Below are 20454 nucleotides of genomic sequence, written 5' to 3'. Positions count from 1 at the left end.
TTAATTAAATTAACTTCAGCCATTTAAAAAAGCTCAGACACACTATGTTCTGAGCTTTTTTTATAACATCGTGATAAGGTAAACGTGTGTACATACTGTTAAAACCTTGTCCTGACAATAGTGGAACAAAACAACACATTTAAAAATTTGTTATTTACGCTTTTGTACATTGTTACTTGCAAATTGTAGTACCTACATTATGGCCATGTTGCAATTTTTGAATAATGTGCGCTTCATTTCCTGCTGCAATAACTACTTTTTGACATCCCTTTTCTATTGCTTTAATAGCATCTTGGACTTTAGGTATCATACCACCATATATTAATTTTTGTTCAATATATGTTTCGATGTTTTTCGCATTTAATGACGGTTGTACTTTTTCATTGATTAAAACACCCGGAATGTCGCTTAATAAATAAATTGGTGCATGTAAAGCTTGCGCAATTTTATACGCTAGCGTATCGGCATTAATATTATATACCTGGTGCGTCATTTGATTTACACCTATAGATGCGATGACTGGTAGAAAAGATTGTGTTAAAGTCGCGATAACCCTTGTATCTATATGAATAGGTTCGCCAACAAAACCATATTTTAAATCTAATGGTTTAATATCAAATAATTGCGCATCTATGCCATTCATGCCAATACTTTGAATACCAAATTGATTGATTTTATTGACTAAACTAGGATTCACTTGTCCAATTAATGTTTGAGTCGTAACAGAAAGTACTTCATGGGTAGTAACTCTCAAACCATCTTTAAATTCTGTTGCTACTTCTTGTAATTCCAAAGATTGATTTATAAAAGGCCCACCTCCGTGGACGATTAATGGTTTATAACCTTGCTTTTTTAATGCAACAATATCTTCAATTATCGAATCATGCATATTCGTTAAAGTGCTCCCGCCTATTTTAATTACAATGTAATCCATATCAAACACCTCTTAAGTTCTATACGACGCATTTATGCGCACGTATTCATATGATAAGTCGCAGCCATAAGCGGTAGCTTCCCCATATCCATCACCTACAGTAGCTTCTATAATGATATTGTCTGCTTCCAATTGTTTTTTTAAATAAGCTTCATCAAATGCCACTGACATGCCTGCTTTAACCACATCAACTTGGCATAATGATACGTTTGTCGCATGAGGATTTATATGTTTTGATGCGTAACCCATCGCTGTTACAATTCTTCCAAAATTTGCATCTTCACCATGAATTGCTGTTTTAACTAAATTGGATGAAACAATACTTTTCGCCATTTTTCTTGCCTCATGGATATCTATTGCCCCTTTAACTCTAGCTGTCACCAATTTAGTCGCACCTTCGCCGTCTTTTGCAATCGACTGAGCCAAATAACGTGCAACATAATTGATGGCGTAAACAAATTTTTGCCATTCAGGATGATTTTCATCTAGCCAATGATGATTAACTTGACCATTTGCCATACATAGAACCATGTCATTCGTGCTAGAGTCACCATCTACGGTTATCATATTAAATGAGTGATCTGTAATTTGTTTTAAACATTCATTCAATGGCTCACTACCAACTTTTGCATCTGTCGTTATAAAACCAAGCATGGTTGCCATATTGGGATGTATCATCCCAGAGCCTTTTGCTGTACCACCTATTGTCACTATTTGGTTGTCTATATTTACTTTTACAGACACATGTTTCGTTGTCGTATCTGTCGTTAAAATCGATTGATTAAAATAGTCACTCTGGTTAAACGCATCGTTTAAAACATGATCGACGCCATGTTTCATTTTATCCATAGGCAAAAATGAGCCAATGACACCTGTTGAAGCAATACCAACATGATGTGGTTCTATGTTTAATCGTTCAGCCACCCAACTTTGTGTATCTTTCGCATCTTGTATACCTCTATCTCCAGTACATGAATTCGCATTTGCTGAATTAACTACAATTGCCTGCAATGTTTGATCGATGTTGATACTATCTTCAGTTACTTTAAGTGGTGCTGCTTTAAAACGATTAAGCGTATATACACCTGCTGCAGTCGCTTTTGTCGTAGAGTAAATCCATCCAAAGTCTTTTTTCTTTCTTCTTAGGCCAGCATGAAATCCACCAGCCATATACCCCAATGGCGATCCAACGTCACCATTGATATCTACAGTGATTTGATTGAATGTATCTATCGTTTCAATATCTTTCATCTCATCTCTCCTTTCGCATTTCATTAAGGATAAATTGGTAGCTGATTCAGACCAGTTGTCTCGCCTAAGTCATAAAGTAAATTTAAATTTTGGATTGCTTGACCACTCGCACCTTTAACTAAGTTATCTATAACTGATACGATAATAGCCCTTTGATTTTTTTCATCTACATACAGACCTATATCGCAAAAATTACTACCATACACTTCTTTTGTTTTGGGGTATTCTCCCAAGTCTCTAATTCTTATAAATGGTTTCTGTTCATAATTATTTTTATAAATATCATGTAAATGCTCTGCTGTCATATACTTGTTTAACTTCACATAAATTGTAGATAAAATACCTCTTGTCATCGGTATTAAATGTGGTGTGAACATCACATCGCACTTTGTCCCAGCAATATTAGATACATATTGTTCTATCTCTGGTTTATGTTTATGGTTTCCAATTGCATAGGCACTAAAATTTTCATTCATTTCAGCGTAATGGAGGTGTTGTGCTAATGCACGTCCTGCTCCTGAAACACCTGTTTTTGAATCAATAATAATTGAATGAACATCGATTGCATTTTGAGAAATCAGAGGGTGTAACGCCAATAAAATAGAAGTGGGAAAACAACCAGGATTCGCTATCAACTTTGTGCGTTGTGAATCTATTTCACTCCACTCCGCAATACTATAAAGGGCCGAATCTAAAAAATCTTGTTCTGCTGCTGCTTCACCATAATATGTTTGATATAGGTTTCTATCTGTCAGTCTAAAATCTCCTGATAAATCAATCACTTTAACACCATTATTAATTAAATTTGGCACTAAATGTTTGCTGACATTTGAAGGTGTTGCAAAAAATATAACATCACAAGACGTCGCTTGTTCATTTAATTCAGTATAATTAAGTGCGATATGGTTTAAATGTGGAAATGTTTTACTGATTGGTTCATCAATCTTAGAATGCGAAAATACATATTTAATTATGACGTTAGGATGATGTTGTAATAAACGTATAAGTTCTACAGCACCATAACCACTTCCACCTACTATTCCAACTGTAATCATCTTCCTCATCCCTTTCTGAATATTCAGAATTTTTAATGTGCTTTTTTATTTTTTTCAAGTACTTCTTTAATCACATCAGCAATTTGATTAATCTCATTTTCATTAATGACTAACGGTGGTGCAATTCTAATAACATTGCCCTGTGTTTCCTTACACAACACGCCTTTTTCTATCATTTCTAAACAATATGGCTGTGCTTGTTCTGTTAATTCAATACCAATAAATAACCCTCTCCCTCTGACATCATCAATAATTGGACTATCGATAAGTTGTAATTGATTCAACAGTGTTTGTCCTAACTCAGCTGAATGCTCAATTAAATTTTCATCTAATAAAACATCTATGGCTGCTATCGATACTGCACAAGCAAGTGGATTACCACCAAATGTAGAACCATGCGTGCCTGGTGTTAAAACATTCATGATTGTTTCATTTGCTAAGATAGCTGAAATAGGGTAAAGTCCACCCCCCAATGATTTGCCTAGTAAATAAATATCAGGCTCTACGCCCTCCCATTCCATAGCAAACATCTTGCCTGTCCTACCTAGTCCAACCTGGATTTCATCAGCAATGAATAAAATATTATGTTGATTACATAAATGACGTACTTCTTGAATAAAATAGTCTGGGGGGATATTCACGCCACCTTCACCTTGTATTGGCTCTAAAATGATGGCCGATGTATTGTCATTAATCAACCGTTTTAAATGTTCAATATCTCCAAATTCTATATAATTAATATTTTCTAACAATGGACCAAATCCTTTTTTGTAACTATCTTGTGCAGATAAAGATAAAGACCCTAACGTACGACCGTGAAAGTTACCATTCATAGCAATGATTTCACTTTCATTTTCTTTAATACCTTTGACATCAGCGCCCCATTTACGTGCAATTTTAATTGCTGTTTCCACAGCTTCAGTACCAGTATTCATGGGTAGCACTTTGTCTTTATTTGCTAATTTACAAATTTTTTCTTCCCATTGTCCCAAGTTATCACTATATAAGGCACGCGATACCATAGTTATTTGCTCGCTTTGCGCTTGAAATGCTTCAATAATTTTCGGGTGACAATGTCCTTGATTGACCACTGAAAAGCCTGCTATACAATCAATATAACGCTTACCTTCAACATCCCATACATGAGCACCTTTACCTTTTGTTAATGCTAATTTCAAGGGACTGTAATTATTTGAACTATATTGATCTGTTAATTCGAATAACGTATTCATTAAATACACCAACCTTATTATTATTCTATTATTTGTATTAATATTCATGAATATTACACTTTTAAATATAATAAGTCAAAGGTTTATTTAAATAATTTTTAATAAAAATATTTAAAAATGCTTTAAAATAAGCAAAAAGCATCTATCAAAATTATAAAAATTTCAATAGATGCACATAAATCATTGTATACAATTTGCATATCATCATTTAATATTTAAGATAATATTCGTACCTACCATTCAAATCATACATTCAATCGTTTTAACAATTGTGGTAAAAGATATATTTAAGTAAAATGCCATATTAAATAACTAAAAAGAGATATAGAGTAGAAAAAAATCACCATTTTTCATTCCGCTCATACTATCGTTACTTTACATAAACAGATCCATGATTAATACAATAACCAAACCAACAATAGAAGATGTAAATAACAAAAGACCCCAGGTTTTAAATGTATCTTTAATCGTTATATTAAAATATTCTTTAAATAACCAAAATGATGCGTCATTCACATGTGTAATTGTATTACTACCAGCAGCAGTTGCTAGAACCATCAATACTGGATTAACATTAAATGTAGGAATTAAAGGCCCTACAATTCCAGCTGCAGTTATTGCTGACACCACCCCTTGTCCTGTAGCAATACGTATAAGTGCTGTAATTAACCACGCCATGATTAGAGGTGAAATATTTGTATTTTGCATAATTCCCGCAATATAATCGCCTACATTTGCTTTTAAAATAATTTCTTTAAATGCACCACCAGCACCTACGATAAATATAATCGTTGCCACACCTTTCAAGCCACTTTCGAAAGATTTCATCAACTCATCCATCTTTTTACCTTTTCTCAATCCAAAGACAATAATTGATGTAAGAATTGCGATTATAAGACTAATTTCTGCACTCCCAAAAAATGATACAATTTCATGCCATAAAGTGTCTTTCGTTAGAAACATACTTAATATTGTTGAAAGTGAAATTAAAATCGCAGGAATGAGTGGTATTAATAAACTCATCCCAAAATTAGGCATTTCTCTTTCACTAAACGTTTTATTTTTCTGCAACAACGGTGGCACAGGGTAATTCAAATTTTTCATAACTTTCGGTAAAAGGATACCAGCAATCATTACACCAGGTATAAAGACGATGATTCCCAAGATATATACCATCCCCATATCAGCATGATAGGCGTCTACCAATGCAGTCGGACCTGCCTGAGGTGGAAATAAACTATGAGATAGTGTTGTTGCAGCTACCATAGTAATAGCCAATTTCATAAATGGTGTTTTAGCTTCTATAGCAATACTAATTACTAAAGGAGCTAAAATCATAAAAGCCACTTCGTAAAATACAGAAATACCAAAGACAGCACCAATAATAATCAATGCCCAATGCACATGCTTTGCACCGAATTTATCAATTAGCGTGGTAGCTATTCGTTGAGCTGCTCCAAAATCAACCATTAACTTACCTAAAATTGCACCAAATCCTATAATTAGTGCAAGACTACCTAACGTTGAACCTAATCCATCTTTAATTGTATCTAAGATTACCATTGGCTTCATACCGTTCAGTAAGCCAACAGCAATAGCTGCAAAAATCAAAGAAAAAATACTGTTAATCTTTAATTTAATATTTAAAAATAATAGCAATGCTACGCCAATAATAAGTGATATTATCGGTAAATTTTCACTCACAAATGACAATTTAAGTCCCCCAGTCAAAATCGATTTTATGAAAGCGAATTCACAAACTAACATTATACACCTTTTCGCCTTTAATAACAACGTTGTTATTTTGTGGTTTTAAGATTTCTTAAAAATAAAAAAGCACAGACAAAATAAATGATTGACACTCACTTTGTAAGTACTTTTTTAAATATAAGTAAACAAATGATTTAGAAATTTAAAGTTAATTATGATAACGCTCAAATTGCCATTGTTTGTCTGATAATACTTTTTTATAAAACGGATCGACGCCTATGACTTTAATACAATCAGCCAATGCCTCTACCTCATCTAAATGATGTGTTGTCAATATGATCAAACAATTTCGCTTCATTTGATTGAGTAAGTGATGGATATCAAACCTTGATTTTAAATCTATGCCTACCGTTGGTTCATCTAGTATCAGAACTCGTGGATGATTCAGTAAACCTATTAATACACTCACTTTACGCTTCGTCCCCCCAGATAGACGAGAAACAGTAACATCTAAATCTTTGATGTTTAATTGTTCCATGTATTTTGTAATTAACGCATCAGATATTGGATGTTTACATAATGCTTTAAAACAATTAACGTTTTCAGCAACAGTCATATGCTCAAATAATGCAATATCTTGTGGTACATATCCAATCATTGCTTGTAATTGTTTTTTAGACAATTTTTTTCCAAAGTACGTAATTTCCCCTTGATTAGGTTGTTCTAACCCCGCAAGCATTCTTAATAGTGTCGACTTTCCAGCACCATTTTCACCTAATAGCACAGTTAATTGTTGGTTTTCAAAAGTCATATTCAGAGATTGAAAAATTGTTTTATTATGATATCGTTTCTGCACATGTTTTAAAGTTATCATCCCATCCCTCCTAAATTTGTATAAGGATATAAATCACGCTCATGACAAGCGCATATATAAACGTCATAAATAACCTATGACTAAGTGTATTAATTTTAAATAATAAAAAAGCAACACCGGCTTCAAATAATACAATGATAAACAGTGATTTCAAATAAAATATCCATGTTAACGATTGATGAAACAATAATGCACTTATGATTAATATCATTAACAATAGCATCGTATGTATCAGTATGTAAGTAAGATACAATTTCACCTGACTATATTGAACTAAAAAAATTCTTCTCAAAGGCCCATTCTGTTTTAATCTTTGGTGCAAAATAATTTGCACACTGCTCATACTCAACAATATCGCAAAAACAACACTCAATGAAATAGAAGTATCTGAATGTGACTTTACAAAATAATGTACAATTTGAGATTGAGGTGTCTTATCATTCAATATTTTATTTACTGTGTTCAAAGATGTACGATCACCATTATCATCTAAATGACTTTTAACGATATTAGGTATCTGTTGTTCATATAATGACATGCTTATGATTTCTAAGGTAATATCACCAATAAAATCATCTCTTCCATATAATAAAATTGTTTCTTTTAAACGGTTATCATGCAACTTTTGACTGTAATTTTTAGGTATTTGTAAACTTACTACCGCTTCTTTTCTTTTTATATATTCATCCAAATACGTTTCTTCAGTTGGCACTTTTATTTGAGTAATGAATTCGTTACTTGTGATGTTTTTGATTAAATTTTTAGACGCTGCAGATTGATCTAAATCTTGTATTGCTACAGGAATTTGAAATGATTTATTTAGTGTTTTATATATCCCCCAAATAGCAATTAAAGAGAATAATAAGATACACATAAAGACTAAATGTTGTTTCCACTGTTTTTTTATAATTATGAAGAAATAGGGTTGAATCATAAGCGATACCTCCCAATCAATATCAAGACTAAGATGAAAATTGATATAAATAAACTGCTATAAAAAGTTATTGGTACATCTAAAATATAATTATTCAATACAATTTCCAGCATTTGATTTGTTACAAAACTAAATGGTAAGTAATCAACCATCCCTAATATAGAATGTTTAAAATAAATGGTTGGTATCGTCATCCCTGACAATAGAACAATCAATATACTCAATATACTTTTCAGTACATAGTTCATCCATTTAAAAGCAATTAAATCAATAATGGTTAACCAAATGATAATCATCAAGACATAATAGCTCAGTTGAATTACAATCGTTAACCAATTATAGCTTTCAAACTGATTTGGCAAGGATTTAATCAACCAAAGCACACCAAAAATCGTCCATAATCCTGTATAAAAAAGTGTAAATAAACTTCTTATCAGTGTTAATTTTTCAAAAGAAAAATGGTGCATGCTTAATCTTGACCACAATGCAGTCGTTTGATTCATTTTCAAAATAGTAAATATTGACAAAGCAAAAATATAAATAGATGTTAAATACGTTGTAATTACATAATAACTTGCACTGTCATATATATGTATAGGTTCATATTCAAATGCGCCAGCACGATTTAGTCCTGTAAACAATAAATCCGTTAGCAGCATTAATGTATGATCTTTATCATTATGTGAGGACAACGTTGTATAGGCTAGACCTCCACCCATCGATAACATAAGCCTTTGATATACTGAGTCTGTTAACTGATTAATGACTAAACTTTTGGTAGACTGTTGATCATATGTATGTACTGAAATAGGCAAACTTCCATTTTTATAAAAATCCTGTGTCATACCTTTTTCAAACACGTAATAACCCTCTAATGCTTTATTCTCTAACTTTTTTTCAGCTACTTTTTGGTCATATTTTTTTATGCTAATATCTTTCCCCAAATTCGCACCATCACCTAGTGATTTCAATATGATTTGCGTCTCTGGAGATCGATCTTTATCCACAACACCAATTCTAAATTTCTCATTATCTTGATTTAATTGTTGAATCACTATTAAAGTAGTAAACAACCCTATAACTATAATCAATAAATATAGTAGTAAATACCATTTTTTTAATAAAAAAGAGTGGTAAATGCGAAACAATTGTAATGTTTTCATTTTACCACTCTCCTTTTAGTTATTTTTTAAAATCTTTGGCTAAATCTTTAATGATACCTTCTGTTTTTTTAGAAATTTCCTTTTGTAATTTTTTCAAATCATCATCGGACAATCCATTTAAATCTTTGGCACCTGATTTTTCGAATTTAATATCTTCTTTAAGTTTTGTTTCACCTTTGATATTAAATATTACTGGTTGATATCGAATATCTGTAGTCAATTTAAAATCTTGCTTTTGCGTATTATTCTTCACATCGGTTTCTAAATGATTATTATATTCAAATTCAGTTTTGCGATAATTTGCATCAACGCTCACTTTACCTTTGTCTGTACGTTTGTCACCATCTTGAGTCTCATTGTTTGATAACTTAATCGTAGATTTTTTGTAACGCTCATTAGCCCCAATTGTATAATTGTCTTTATACTTATCATCGTCTTTTGTAGATTTACCTTTTAATGATAACTCAGTATCATCTGCAGCAATTTTATAATTCACTGCTAGTTTATCATCATCAATTTGATTCGTTCCTGTTAATTTTACTTCTGAATCATTTTTATCTTTAGCAGTTAATTCACGTTTTAAAATTAAATTATCTTCTTCCCAAATTACAGATTTAATACTTGGAAAATCATTTTTATCTTTATCTTTCACTTCTTGTATCGCTTCATCAATTTTATCTTCATAATCCTCTGCTTTGAATTGATCTTCGGCTATTTTTTTAATATCTTTATCCTTCTTAGCTTTTTCCAAAACTGATTTCACAATCGCTTTTGTTTCGCCTTTGCTAAGTTTCAATGTTACTTTCTTAACATCTTGTTCATCGCCATCTACATCAATCGTAGCATTTTCTTTTTCAAAATTATCTTTGTCTAATTTATCAATGATTACATCTGTATATTTACTACTTATTTTTTCTATATCTTTTTGTGAAATTTGTGACCCCGATAATAATGAATTTAAGTTTAATGTATCATTTGTCACTACATTCTCTTTACCTGTAGTACTTGATGTATCTCCAGTTATTTTTTCAAAAGCATCTACAAGTTCATCATTTTTAGCTTTATAAACATCGTTAAATAATGGTGATGCATAATATTGATTGTCTTTGTCTGCAGCCCATTGAAACTTACCGATTTCATTATCTGCTATCGTTGGGTTTAAAGCCAAAATTGATTTTTCTTTTTTAGGATCGTGTCCCACTGTCAATCCCACTTCAGAAGCATCTACGACAGATTTAGGAACACCTGATGATTCTAATAAATTTTTAGGCACATCGGCATCTCCTTTTAAATTGATCAGATATGATTCATCTTTCATCTTATCTTGAAATTTAAATTCATTTTCAAATCGATCTTTAGCATATTCTTGAAATTGATTAGCTGTTTCCTTTTCGCTCAATAAATATGTGTTTTTAGGTGTGTTTTTGATAAAAAGTAATAAGCAGCTCCCCCAATACCGGCAATTAAAAGCACACCAATCACAACTGCGACAATTATTTTTACTGTTTTAGACATACCCCTCAACCTCCCATTAAGTTTGATTGTTTTAATAATACCATAAAAGACTTAATATTAATTTATTTATTTGATTTTTCTTTTATTTTTCAATTGTTATTTAAATTAATTATCAAACATTTTTAATATTTGTAATATATCATTACATCCAATCAATTGTGCACTCAATACATATGTAGTCACCTTTATATTTCCTCTTAATTTGTAAAATGATTATTATCAATGAAATTCAATACGAATATAAAATGAGCCCCAAAAGATTACTTTTATTAGCAACCTTTTGAGGCTCAATCTTAAAACCAAAATTCTAAAATATTTTGTTAAAAAACTGTGATTTCAATCATGCTATGTTGTGCTACGTTTTTCGTGTTTAACTTCTTTTTCCCACCACAATGCATCTTTTGGATTTTGAATCACATCTTCGTAATCTTCTTGGGATTCTACATTTGGATATGATCCTCTTAAAGATTTATTAGATGTTGATTTGAACATTGTTACAAAGATTATTAAGCCAACAATATTTATAAACATCAAATAATAGGAAGGTGCAATTTGTTGGCCAGTTGTCTCTACAAGTGTAGAAAGGATAAATGGTGTTAAACCACCAAAAATAGCAGCACCTATATTATATACAAGCGATAGCGTACGCAATCTGACTTTAGTGTGGAACATACTTGGTAACACTGAAGGCATAACACCTTCAAATGTTGACATAAATAATGCAATGATAAATAAACCTAAGATAACTAAAGGCAACATCGGTATGCTCATTAACCAAAATGCTAACACTGAGAATAAGCTGAAACCTGCTAAACCAAATATAATCGTACGTTTATTTCCAATTTTATCACTATACCACCCAAAGAAAAATACAGCTGGAATCATGAGCAACATAGTGATTGTACTTAATATTGAACCCATTGTCCCACCTAAATTAATCGTCGTATTCAAGAACGAAGGCATATATGACAATACCATGTAATTGGCTACATTCAAGAAAGCTACGCCTGTAAAACAAACTACAACGTCTTTCCAATAATATTTAAAAATATCTAAATATGAATATTCTAATTCTTTTTGTTCTTCTAATGTGGACTCATAAGCTGGACTTTCATCAAGACTCGAACGAAGTATAATACCAACAATACCTAATGGCGCTGCTATAATAAATGGAATTCTCCAACCCCATTCAGCCATTTGCTGGTCATTCAACAAACTATACATTGTACCAGCAAGTATTGCAGCTAATATATTTCCTGCAAGTGTTCCTATTTCTAGTCCACTGCCTAATTTACCTCGTGTTTTATCTGGAGATGTCTCAGCAATATAAGTCATCGCTCCTGCATACTCCCCACCAGTGGAGAATGATTGAATCATTCGAACTACTAATAATAGTATGGGTGCCCAAATACCAATTTGTTCCTGCGTTGGTAACAAACCGAGCATTAATGTAGAGGCAGCCATCAATAAAATGGTAGTAGATAAAACTATTTTTCTACCATATTTATCTCCCAAATGACTGAAAAATATTCCTCCAATTGGTCTTACAATAAATGCAAAAGCAAAAACTGCAAAGGTTGACACAATTTGCATTTCTTGTGGCAAATTACCGAAAAAATTCGCACTGATCACCACTGCTAATTGTGCATACAATCCAAAATCAAACCATTCGATTGCATTACCTATCCCCGTTGCTACTACACCTTTTTTAGCTTGATTTGAATCTACATGATTCACTTTTTCTTTTTTAAACTTCACAAATAAAAACACCCCTTATTTACTTCCATAGATATAACATAACCTTTACGCATATATATAAACACTTACATTTTTTATTTTCAGAATTTTCCCACCCTGTGGCTTTTAATATCACGTGCTAAAGATTTATGAACTTTTGTTTAAATTGCTTATACTAATAACTGAGTTTGGTATAATGATTTAAAATCATTGAATTCGGAGGATTATATTTATGAAAAAAGTTTATTTTAATCATGATGGTGGTGTAGATGATTTAATCTCACTTTTCTTATTACTTCAAATGGAAGAAGTCGATTTGATTGGTGTCAGTGCAATCGGTGCTGACAGTTACATAGAACCAGCTGTGAGTGCATCACAAAAAATAATAAATCGTTTTTCATTAACGCCTGTCCATGTAGCAGCATCAAAAGCACGCGGCAAAAATCCTTTCCCAAAAGATTGGCGTATGCATGCTTTCTTTATGGATGCATTACCTATACTGAATGAGCCTACTTCGCAACATTCTAAAATATTAACACATGAGGCATATGAAGATATTATCGAAAAAGTAAACGCGAGCGATGAAAAAGTTACATTATTATTTACTGGGCCGCTTACGGATCTAGCTAAAGCTATCTCCGTTGAACCAAAACTCGTAAATAATATTGAACGGTTAGTATGGATGGGAGGCACATTTTTAGAAAAAGGGAATGTAGAAGAACCCGAACATGACGGCACAGCTGAATGGAATGCATTTTGGGACCCTGAAGCTGTTAAAACCATTTTTGATACAGAACTAAAGATTGATATGGTCGCTTTAGAAAGTACGAATCAAGTACCTATGACTTGGGACATTAGACAAATGTGGGCCAACGAACGCGCTTATACTGGTGTTGATTTTTTAGGTGTAAGTTATGCTGCTGTGCCACCGCTCACACATTTCCAAACAAATTCTACATATTTCTTATGGGATGTTTTAACAACTGCTTATGTCGGTAAACCAGACTTAGTAAAACAACACGATGTAAAAACTTCTGTTCATGTTGATGGTCCTAGTCAAGGATGTACATATATCGATGAAGCAAATGGCCGGTTAGTTTCTGTGATACATCATGTTGAACATGATAGCTTTTTTAATTACATTACAAGTTTAGCTAAGCAAGTAAAATAAATACACATAACTCAAAGAAGAAGCACAATCAAAACATGTGAATTGATTACGCTTCTTCTTTTTATGCTATTAAATAAGCATATTCATTTTATAAATAAATAATAATCAGAAACTTTCGTTAGTCACAAATTCAGAATCAATGTTTGCTTTAGTGATTTCCTCCAAACGTTCCACGTTAACATTACCTTGATTTTTTTGATTTAAACCATGCTTACGTGCTAACTCATTATTATATTGATTTAAAGGATACATTTTAAAATTTTGTTCCTTATTGCTATATAAAGTCGGTTCCAGCTCATAATGTGTTACTAGTGATTTCCATCTGACTTGCTTGATTTTAGTTTGCTTCGGTGTTTTTTCAATATCGAACGCTAAATTACCTCCCAGTACATTGTTTTCATCACCTGTTGCTTGACCATTCAAAAAATTTCCCAGGGAATAAGCCACTAATGTTTTATGATTATCTTTACCCTTAATCCACTTCACAGGTTGAATGACATGGGGATGCGTTCCAATCACTACATCTACCCCAGCATCAGCAAACACTTTCGCATATTTCTGTTGTGTTTTATTTGGTTTATGTTTACCTTCATTACCCCAATGTGCTGAAACGATAACAACATCACTTTGTTTTTTTGCCTTAGCCACGTCTCTTTTTATTTGCTTTTCATCAAAGTAATTTATGTAATATGGTTTATCCGATCGAATACCATTCGTGCCATATGTATAACTCAATAAAGCTATATTAATATCGTTTTTATTCATAATTTGAACTGTATCTCTATTGTTTTGTGAATTATATGTTCCAAAATATTCAATATCATCAAATTGCTTCCAAAGTTCAATTTCATTCATAAGTCCACTCGTCCCTTGATCTAATGCATGATTATTAGCACCGTTCACTAAATTGAACCCTGAGTCAGATAAATCTTTTGCTATAGCTTCTGGCGTATTAAAGCGCTTAAACCCAGACAATCCTTTGCTATCTCCACCAATGGGAGATTCTTGATTTATATAAGCTATATCCGAAGCTTCAATATCTTTTTTCAAATGACTATACATTGGTTTAAAATCAAAACTTCCGTTATTCACTGAAGCATCATGATAAACTGCTGGATGAATTAAATTATCCCCCACCGCATAAAATGAAACGTTCTGACTCAAATGCTTAATATTTAATAAGCAACATGCACCAACTATGATAAAACACAAAAACAATAAAGGAAGTAAAATTTTATATTTCAACACACAAACACCTCTACTATACAATATAAATTGTTAGCTTGTTTTTTTAATTACGAATCCTACCGTTTCCTACATTTATAAACTATTTATAACATAATAAAGTTCAAAAAGTTAAGCTTTTATTACACATATTTATAGAAATGTACTTTTTGGTTATTTAATAAATACTATAAAAATAAGCACGCAAACCTTATTTAGATTCACCTGCTTATTTTTGAGTATCAACTTTTTATGTTCAAGCATTTATTGCTTTTTGCTAATTTATCATTTTAGTCATCTTAAAAATGACATTCATAGCTAGCTAACGATAAATTATTAACATTCTTCAGCCATTTAATATTCAAGTCGTTAATACTATTTAACTTAGCTTCCTTAAAATTATAAATTTTAAACATATTTTGTAACAGTCTCCGCTGACAATCTATAAGAGTCATGACCCGGATTTTTAGCTTTTCCTATAGCAACAATCATTACTGGTTCAAAGCGTTCTGGATCTAAATCAAATGCTTCAGCAATTTGATCTTTTTCAAAACCACCAATAGGATTTGTATCATAACCATAAGACCTAGCAACGAGCATAAATTGCATTGCTGCTAAGCTACTATCAATTTTAATAATATCATTCATTTCTGCACGATTTAAACTTTTATATAAAGGCAATATTTTGCCTAACATTTCAACCTTTACTTCTTCAGGCATATAACCATTTAAAACTGCATTATGATAGATGTCTTCTCCATATTCATAATTTTGCATATCGCCAAATATAATAACCATAGCTGCGGATGTATCATTTTGACGGGTATTAAAACGAACAAGTGGCTTCAATTTTTCTTTTCCTGCTTCACTTTCAACCACTAAAAATCTCCACGGTTGCATATTCACAGACGATGGCGCTTTTGTTGCTTTTTGTATCATCTCATCCATTTCAGTTCTAGGAATTTTAACTTGTTCATCAAACACTTTTACAGATTTCCTATTTAACACAACATCTTCAAAATCATTATTCTTCATTCCAAAATTCTCCTTAATCTTTTTTTACAAAATCAAATTATACGCAATTTGTTATATTTTACAAATCATCTGTTTAAATATTTAATGATTTCTAGTTTGGAAATATTTTATTTTGCCTCTAGAATTCCCTATAATGAAGTTATTAATTTATCAAAATAATTAAGATTTAAGTAAAACGTTTATTTCAATAATTTTTATAAAAGTGTAATTGAAAATAAACAATAGTTGATGTTTTGAATATATATTTATATTGTAGTAAAATAAATAAATCCGTTTTAACTCCTAAACGGTGAAGTTATTTTAAAAAAACACCCTATTATTTTGAATATTATCAGCACAAGTATGCTATTCAAATAATAAATAGAGTTAATGGAAAAAGAGGTAAAATAATGAAATCTGTATCAGTAATTGTAACTTATTACAACTCCGAAGATTATATTGAAAATTGCTTAAACAGTTTAAAAAATCAAAGGTTCCAAGATTTTGAATTAATATTAGTGAACGATGGTTCAACTGATAGTTCAAAAGCTATTGCAACTGAAACAATCAAAGATTGGAACATCTCAATTAAAGAAATTGATTTAACTCAAAATTTCGGACATGCTTATGCAAGAAATATTGCGCTAGATTCAGTAACATCACCTTATTTTATATTTATAGATTCTGATGATTATCTTGCGTCTTATGCGTTAGCTTTCTATATGAAACATTTAAATCAATACGATGCTTTAATTGCACCTATTCATTCTTTCACTTTAGATGTGCCACAATACGTCGATCAAAATTTAGTGAAAGTGCAATATTTAAACACTAAAACAAAATCAAATCAATTTCTACGTAAACATTCTGTTTGTAATATCGTTTTTAAAACAGCAATTATGCGTGGACATAATATTAAATTCAATGAAGATTTAGATATCTTTATCGACTGGTCTTTCGTCTTAGAATTCATTAAATATTCAAACGGTTTTGTAAGAATCAGTAGATTCCCTTTCTATATTAAAGGAGAAATTTATGATCCGTTTGAAAAACCGACGTTGTCAACTCAAGATTTCAATATTATTTTTAATGACTACGTTTATAGTTTTTCAGACGCTGTAAAACGTGCGCCTTTAAAAGAAAACAAAAAATTCATTAAAACTAAGATGAAAAATTTATATAGAGATTCGTTTGAGCCATCATTAAGAAAAACACCTGAAAGATATAAATCAAATAGTGAGCTTTTACCAAAAGTCACAAGACAGTTAATGACTACAATATTCAAAAGCGAGAAACCATTATTTATTTTAGAATCATTAATGCTTATGTTTAATAAGAAAAAGCCGGCATTTAAAGTAAATCGATTTAGAAAGCGTGCACGCTTAGCTAAAAATGTTGTTTTACGTCGAAAAAATAAAAACCGTTCATTATATCAACTTACAGATAGCGAAAACAAAGTTAAGCCGAATACAATCGTTTTCGAAGCTTTTGGTGGTAAAAATTATAGTGACAGTCCAAAGTATATCTATGAGTATATGATGAAATACCATCCAAACTATGAATTTATTTGGGTATTCAGAAAACCTGATCAAGTCTATTTACCAGGACCTGCCAAAAAAGTTAAAAAGGGTTCTAACGCATACTATGAAGCTTACGCTAGTGCAAAATACTGGGTAACAAATGCAAGACTCCCATTATACCTAAATAAAAAAGCTAACCAAGTTTATATTCAAACATGGCACGGCACGCCTTTAAAACGCTTAGCAAATGATATGAAAGTTATCCGTATGCCTGGAACAACAACTGATAACTATAAGCGTAATTTCAAAGAAGAAACAAGCAGATGGGATTACCTTGTCTCTCCAAATGCTTATTCATCTAAGATATTTGAAACAGCTTTTTGGATGCCACCAGAGAAAATACTTGAAATTGGTTATCCTAGAAATGATGTCTTAGTTAATCGTGCAAATGATCAAGCTTACATTCAAGAAATTAAAGAAAACTTAAATTTACCTAAAGACAAAAAAGTAATTATGTATGCACCAACTTGGCGTGATGATGAATTTGTCAAAAAAGGAAAATATTTATTCGACTTAAAAATCGATTTAAATAATTTACAGCAAAAAATTGGTGATGACTATGTTATTCTATTAAGAATGCATTATCTTATTGCTAACGCATTAGACTTAAGAGGTTATGAAGATTTTGCAATCGATGTATCAAACTATAGTGACATCTCAGAATTATATCTCATTTCTGATTGCTTAATCACAGATTATTCTTCTGTAATGTTTGACTATGGCGTATTAAAAAGACCTCAAATTTTCTTTGCTTATGATCTAGATAAATATGCTAAAGATTTAAGAGGCTTCTATTTAGACTATCACAAAGATTTACCAGGACCTATTTATCAAGATGCATATCAACTAGCTGAAGATTTACAACATTTAAATCAAATTGAAACTGATTATAAACCTAAAATTGATAAATTTTATAATGATTTTTGCTCAATTGAAAATGGTAATGCTGCTAAAGCAATCGCTGATTTAATTACCAAAAATCAATAAATATTAAAAGATATCATGCGCATAGCTTATATATGGCTATGTACAAACAAGCGCGCTAATCCATGATGGATTAGCGCGCTATTATTTTTAAAATCCTACATCTTTGATCCACTGAAGTACAATATGTGTAAGTAGTTTAAACTAGTAGTCTTGCACGCAGACTATACTTGGAGAAAAATACGTTCTTAAATCACTGTCACTGAAGTACTATAGTTTAAAGGAAACACACCTTCAACTTAGCGTATTCAGCTTCATAAATTAAAGAGGTTGTTATTTCATAACCAATGGTTTCAATCCATTAAAATAAACCTCCCGTTTTCATTTATTACGAATGAAAATAGGAGGTTCTTATATATTAATAGCATGTACTTTATTTTACTGTACCTGCGTCTTTATCATGTACACCATGACGATAAAAATCAATATATTCAGGTTCTAATGGTTTTTTACCTCTAATTACATCAGCAGCTCTTTCAGCTATCATCAATACTGGAGAATGGATATTACCATTTGTCGTACGTGGCATAACTGAAGCATCTACGACACGTAAATTTTCCATACCATGTACTTTAAATGTCTCAGGATCTACTACTGACATTTCATCAGATTTTGGTCCCATTCTACAACTACAAGATGGATGTAATGCTGTTTCTCCATCACGTTTTACCCATTCGATAATTTCTTCATCTGTTTGAACCTCAGGTCCTGGTGAAATCTCTCCACCATTGAATGGATCTAAAGCTTTTTGAGACAAGATATTTCTAGCTACTTTAATTGCTTCTACCCACTCACGTTTATCTTCTTCAGTAGACAAATAATTGAAGACGAAATCCGGTTTTTCAAATGGATCCTTAGATTTAATCTTCAAGTGGCCACGTGAATTAGAGTACATTGGACCAACGTGAACTTGATAACCATGTGCAGTTGGCGCTTTAGTACCATCGTATCTTACTGCAATCGGTAAGAAGTGGAACATTAGGTTTGGATAATCTACTTCATTGTTAGAACGAACAAAGCCGCCACCTTCAAAATGATTGGATGCTGCAGCACCTTTACGACCTAATATCCATTGCAAACCAATAAATGGCATTTTCAATTTATTCAAACTTGGTTGCATTGATACAGGTTGTTTACATGCATGTTGCACATATACCTCTAAATGGTCTTCAAAGTTTTCGCCTACACCTGGTAAGTGTAAACGTGGCTCGATACCTACAGAACGTAAATGTTCTGAATCACCAATACCAGATAATTGTAATAATTGTGGTGAATTTATCGCACCACCTGATAAAATGACTTCTTTAGCATGAACTGTATGTTCTTTACCATTTTTCTTAAATGTAACACCAGTTACTTTATTTCCTTCAAAATTTAGTTTAGTAACAAAAGCACGTGTTTGTACGTCTAAATTTTTACGTTTCATTGCTGGATGTAAATATGCTCTTGAAGCTGAAACACGACGACCATTATGAACTTGGCTATCAAAAGGACCAAATCCTTCTTGTCGGAAACCATTAACATCTGGTGTCTTGTTATAGCCCGCTTCTACACCTGCATTAAAAAACGCTTGGAATAATGGATTCGATGCAGGGCCTCTTCTTAATTTAATCGGACCATGATGGCCACGGTATGGATCATCTTTACTTGAACCAAATGTTGTTTCTAAACGTTTAAAGTATGGTAAACAATGTGCAAAATCCCAATTATCCATGCCTTCAGGTTTTGCCCATTTTTCATAGTCCATTGGGTTACCTCTTTGATAAATCATGCCGTTAATAGAACTTGAACCACCAAGCACTTTACCACGGGCATGACCTACTTTTCTACCGTCCATATGTGGTTCTTCGTTAGTTTCATAAATCCAATCATACAGTTTATTGCCTGCTGGATACATTAAAGCAGCTGGCATTTGGATTAATAAATCCCAAGGATAGTCACTACGTCCTGCCTCAAGTACAAGTACGTTATTAGATACATCTTCACTAATTCTCGCACCTAATACTGATCCGGCACTACCGCCTCCGATAATAATATAATCATATGCTTCTCTCATTTTTATATAGCCTCCTGTTA

15 protein-coding genes are annotated in these 20454 nt (G+C 31.9%); 2 read left to right on the top strand and 13 right to left on the bottom strand.

What is annotated here, in order from left to right; all coding sequences use genetic code 11:
- Window positions 1–172: 172 nt before the first annotated feature.
- The 10 genes from argB to AB1J10_RS08815 form a co-directional block, all read right to left on the bottom strand.
- A complete protein-coding gene (gene argB / locus AB1J10_RS08860; RefSeq protein WP_107365482.1) occupies window positions 173–934 on the bottom strand; it encodes an acetylglutamate kinase in 762 nt (253 codons plus the stop codon).
- Between the two features lie 12 nt (window positions 935–946).
- The gene (gene argJ, locus AB1J10_RS08855; protein ID WP_107365481.1) at window positions 947–2185 is read right to left on the bottom strand and encodes a bifunctional glutamate N-acetyltransferase/amino-acid acetyltransferase ArgJ; all 1239 of its coding nucleotides are present in this window, start codon (window positions 2183–2185) and stop codon (window positions 947–949) included.
- Window positions 2186–2208: 23 nt separating this feature from the next.
- Entirely contained in the window at window positions 2209–3240 is a 1032-nt protein-coding gene (gene argC, locus AB1J10_RS08850; RefSeq protein ID WP_107365480.1) for an N-acetyl-gamma-glutamyl-phosphate reductase, read from the bottom strand.
- Window positions 3241–3272: 32 nt separating this feature from the next.
- On the bottom strand, window positions 3273–4472 hold the full coding sequence (rocD, locus tag AB1J10_RS08845) for an ornithine--oxo-acid transaminase (protein WP_070037177.1): 1200 nt from the start codon (window positions 4470–4472) through the stop codon (window positions 3273–3275).
- 375 nt (window positions 4473–4847) lie between these two features.
- Window positions 4848–6185 (bottom strand): gluconate:H+ symporter, encoded by a 1338-nt coding sequence (locus tag AB1J10_RS08840; RefSeq protein WP_046206635.1) that lies wholly within the window; start codon window positions 6183–6185, stop codon window positions 4848–4850.
- A 205-nt stretch (window positions 6186–6390) separates the two neighbouring features.
- Complete coding sequence (locus tag AB1J10_RS08835; protein WP_107520863.1) at window positions 6391–7056, bottom strand: ABC transporter ATP-binding protein; 666 nt, start codon at window positions 7054–7056, stop codon at window positions 6391–6393.
- Between the two features lie 10 nt (window positions 7057–7066).
- On the bottom strand, window positions 7067–7990 hold the full coding sequence (locus tag AB1J10_RS08830) for an ABC transporter permease (RefSeq protein ID WP_369003100.1): 924 nt from the start codon (window positions 7988–7990) through the stop codon (window positions 7067–7069).
- On the bottom strand, window positions 7987–9153 hold the full coding sequence (locus AB1J10_RS08825; RefSeq protein ID WP_064209172.1) for an ABC transporter permease: 1167 nt from the start codon (window positions 9151–9153) through the stop codon (window positions 7987–7989). The genes AB1J10_RS08830 and AB1J10_RS08825 overlap by 4 nt, the downstream gene beginning before the upstream one ends.
- Window positions 9154–9172: 19 nt before the next feature.
- Entirely contained in the window at window positions 9173–10552 is a 1380-nt protein-coding gene (locus AB1J10_RS08820; RefSeq protein ID WP_240162563.1) for a DUF6583 family protein, read from the bottom strand.
- 461 nt (window positions 10553–11013) lie between these two features.
- On the bottom strand, window positions 11014–12426 hold the full coding sequence (locus AB1J10_RS08815) for an MFS transporter (RefSeq protein WP_046206630.1): 1413 nt from the start codon (window positions 12424–12426) through the stop codon (window positions 11014–11016).
- Window positions 12427–12637: 211 nt separating this feature from the next.
- On the opposite strand from AB1J10_RS08815, the gene AB1J10_RS08810 reads away from it, so the two are divergent.
- On the top strand, window positions 12638–13576 hold the full coding sequence (locus AB1J10_RS08810) for a nucleoside hydrolase (protein WP_107520865.1): 939 nt from the start codon (window positions 12638–12640) through the stop codon (window positions 13574–13576).
- A gap of 105 nt (window positions 13577–13681) precedes the next feature.
- On the opposite strand, the gene AB1J10_RS08805 is transcribed toward AB1J10_RS08810, so the two are convergent.
- Both AB1J10_RS08805 and AB1J10_RS08800 read right to left on the bottom strand, forming a co-directional pair.
- Window positions 13682–14824, bottom strand: a complete 1143-nt coding sequence (locus tag AB1J10_RS08805) for a CapA family protein (protein WP_107520866.1) — start codon at window positions 14822–14824, stop codon at window positions 13682–13684.
- A 384-nt stretch (window positions 14825–15208) separates the two neighbouring features.
- Window positions 15209–15835 carry a nitroreductase family protein gene (locus tag AB1J10_RS08800; RefSeq protein ID WP_064209169.1) on the bottom strand — a complete coding sequence of 209 codons (627 nt, stop codon included), beginning with the start codon at window positions 15833–15835 and terminating at the stop codon, window positions 15209–15211.
- A gap of 389 nt (window positions 15836–16224) precedes the next feature.
- Here AB1J10_RS08800 and AB1J10_RS08795 point away from each other — a divergent pair, with 389 nt between their 5' ends.
- Complete coding sequence (locus tag AB1J10_RS08795; protein ID WP_046206627.1) at window positions 16225–18381, top strand: bifunctional glycosyltransferase family 2 protein/CDP-glycerol:glycerophosphate glycerophosphotransferase; 2157 nt, start codon at window positions 16225–16227, stop codon at window positions 18379–18381.
- 370 nt (window positions 18382–18751) lie between these two features.
- On the opposite strand, the gene betA is transcribed toward AB1J10_RS08795, so the two are convergent.
- Complete coding sequence (gene betA / locus AB1J10_RS08790) at window positions 18752–20434, bottom strand: choline dehydrogenase (protein ID WP_046206626.1); 1683 nt, start codon at window positions 20432–20434, stop codon at window positions 18752–18754.
- Between the last annotated feature and the right edge of the window lie 20 nt (window positions 20435–20454).

It is taken from the genome of Staphylococcus cohnii species complex 1663, assembly GCF_041008415.1.
Classification (GTDB): Bacteria; Bacillota; Bacilli; order Staphylococcales; family Staphylococcaceae; genus Staphylococcus; species Staphylococcus ureilyticus.
Note: the sequence above shows the minus strand (reverse complement) of the source record. Positions and strands in the feature narration are given on the sequence as shown.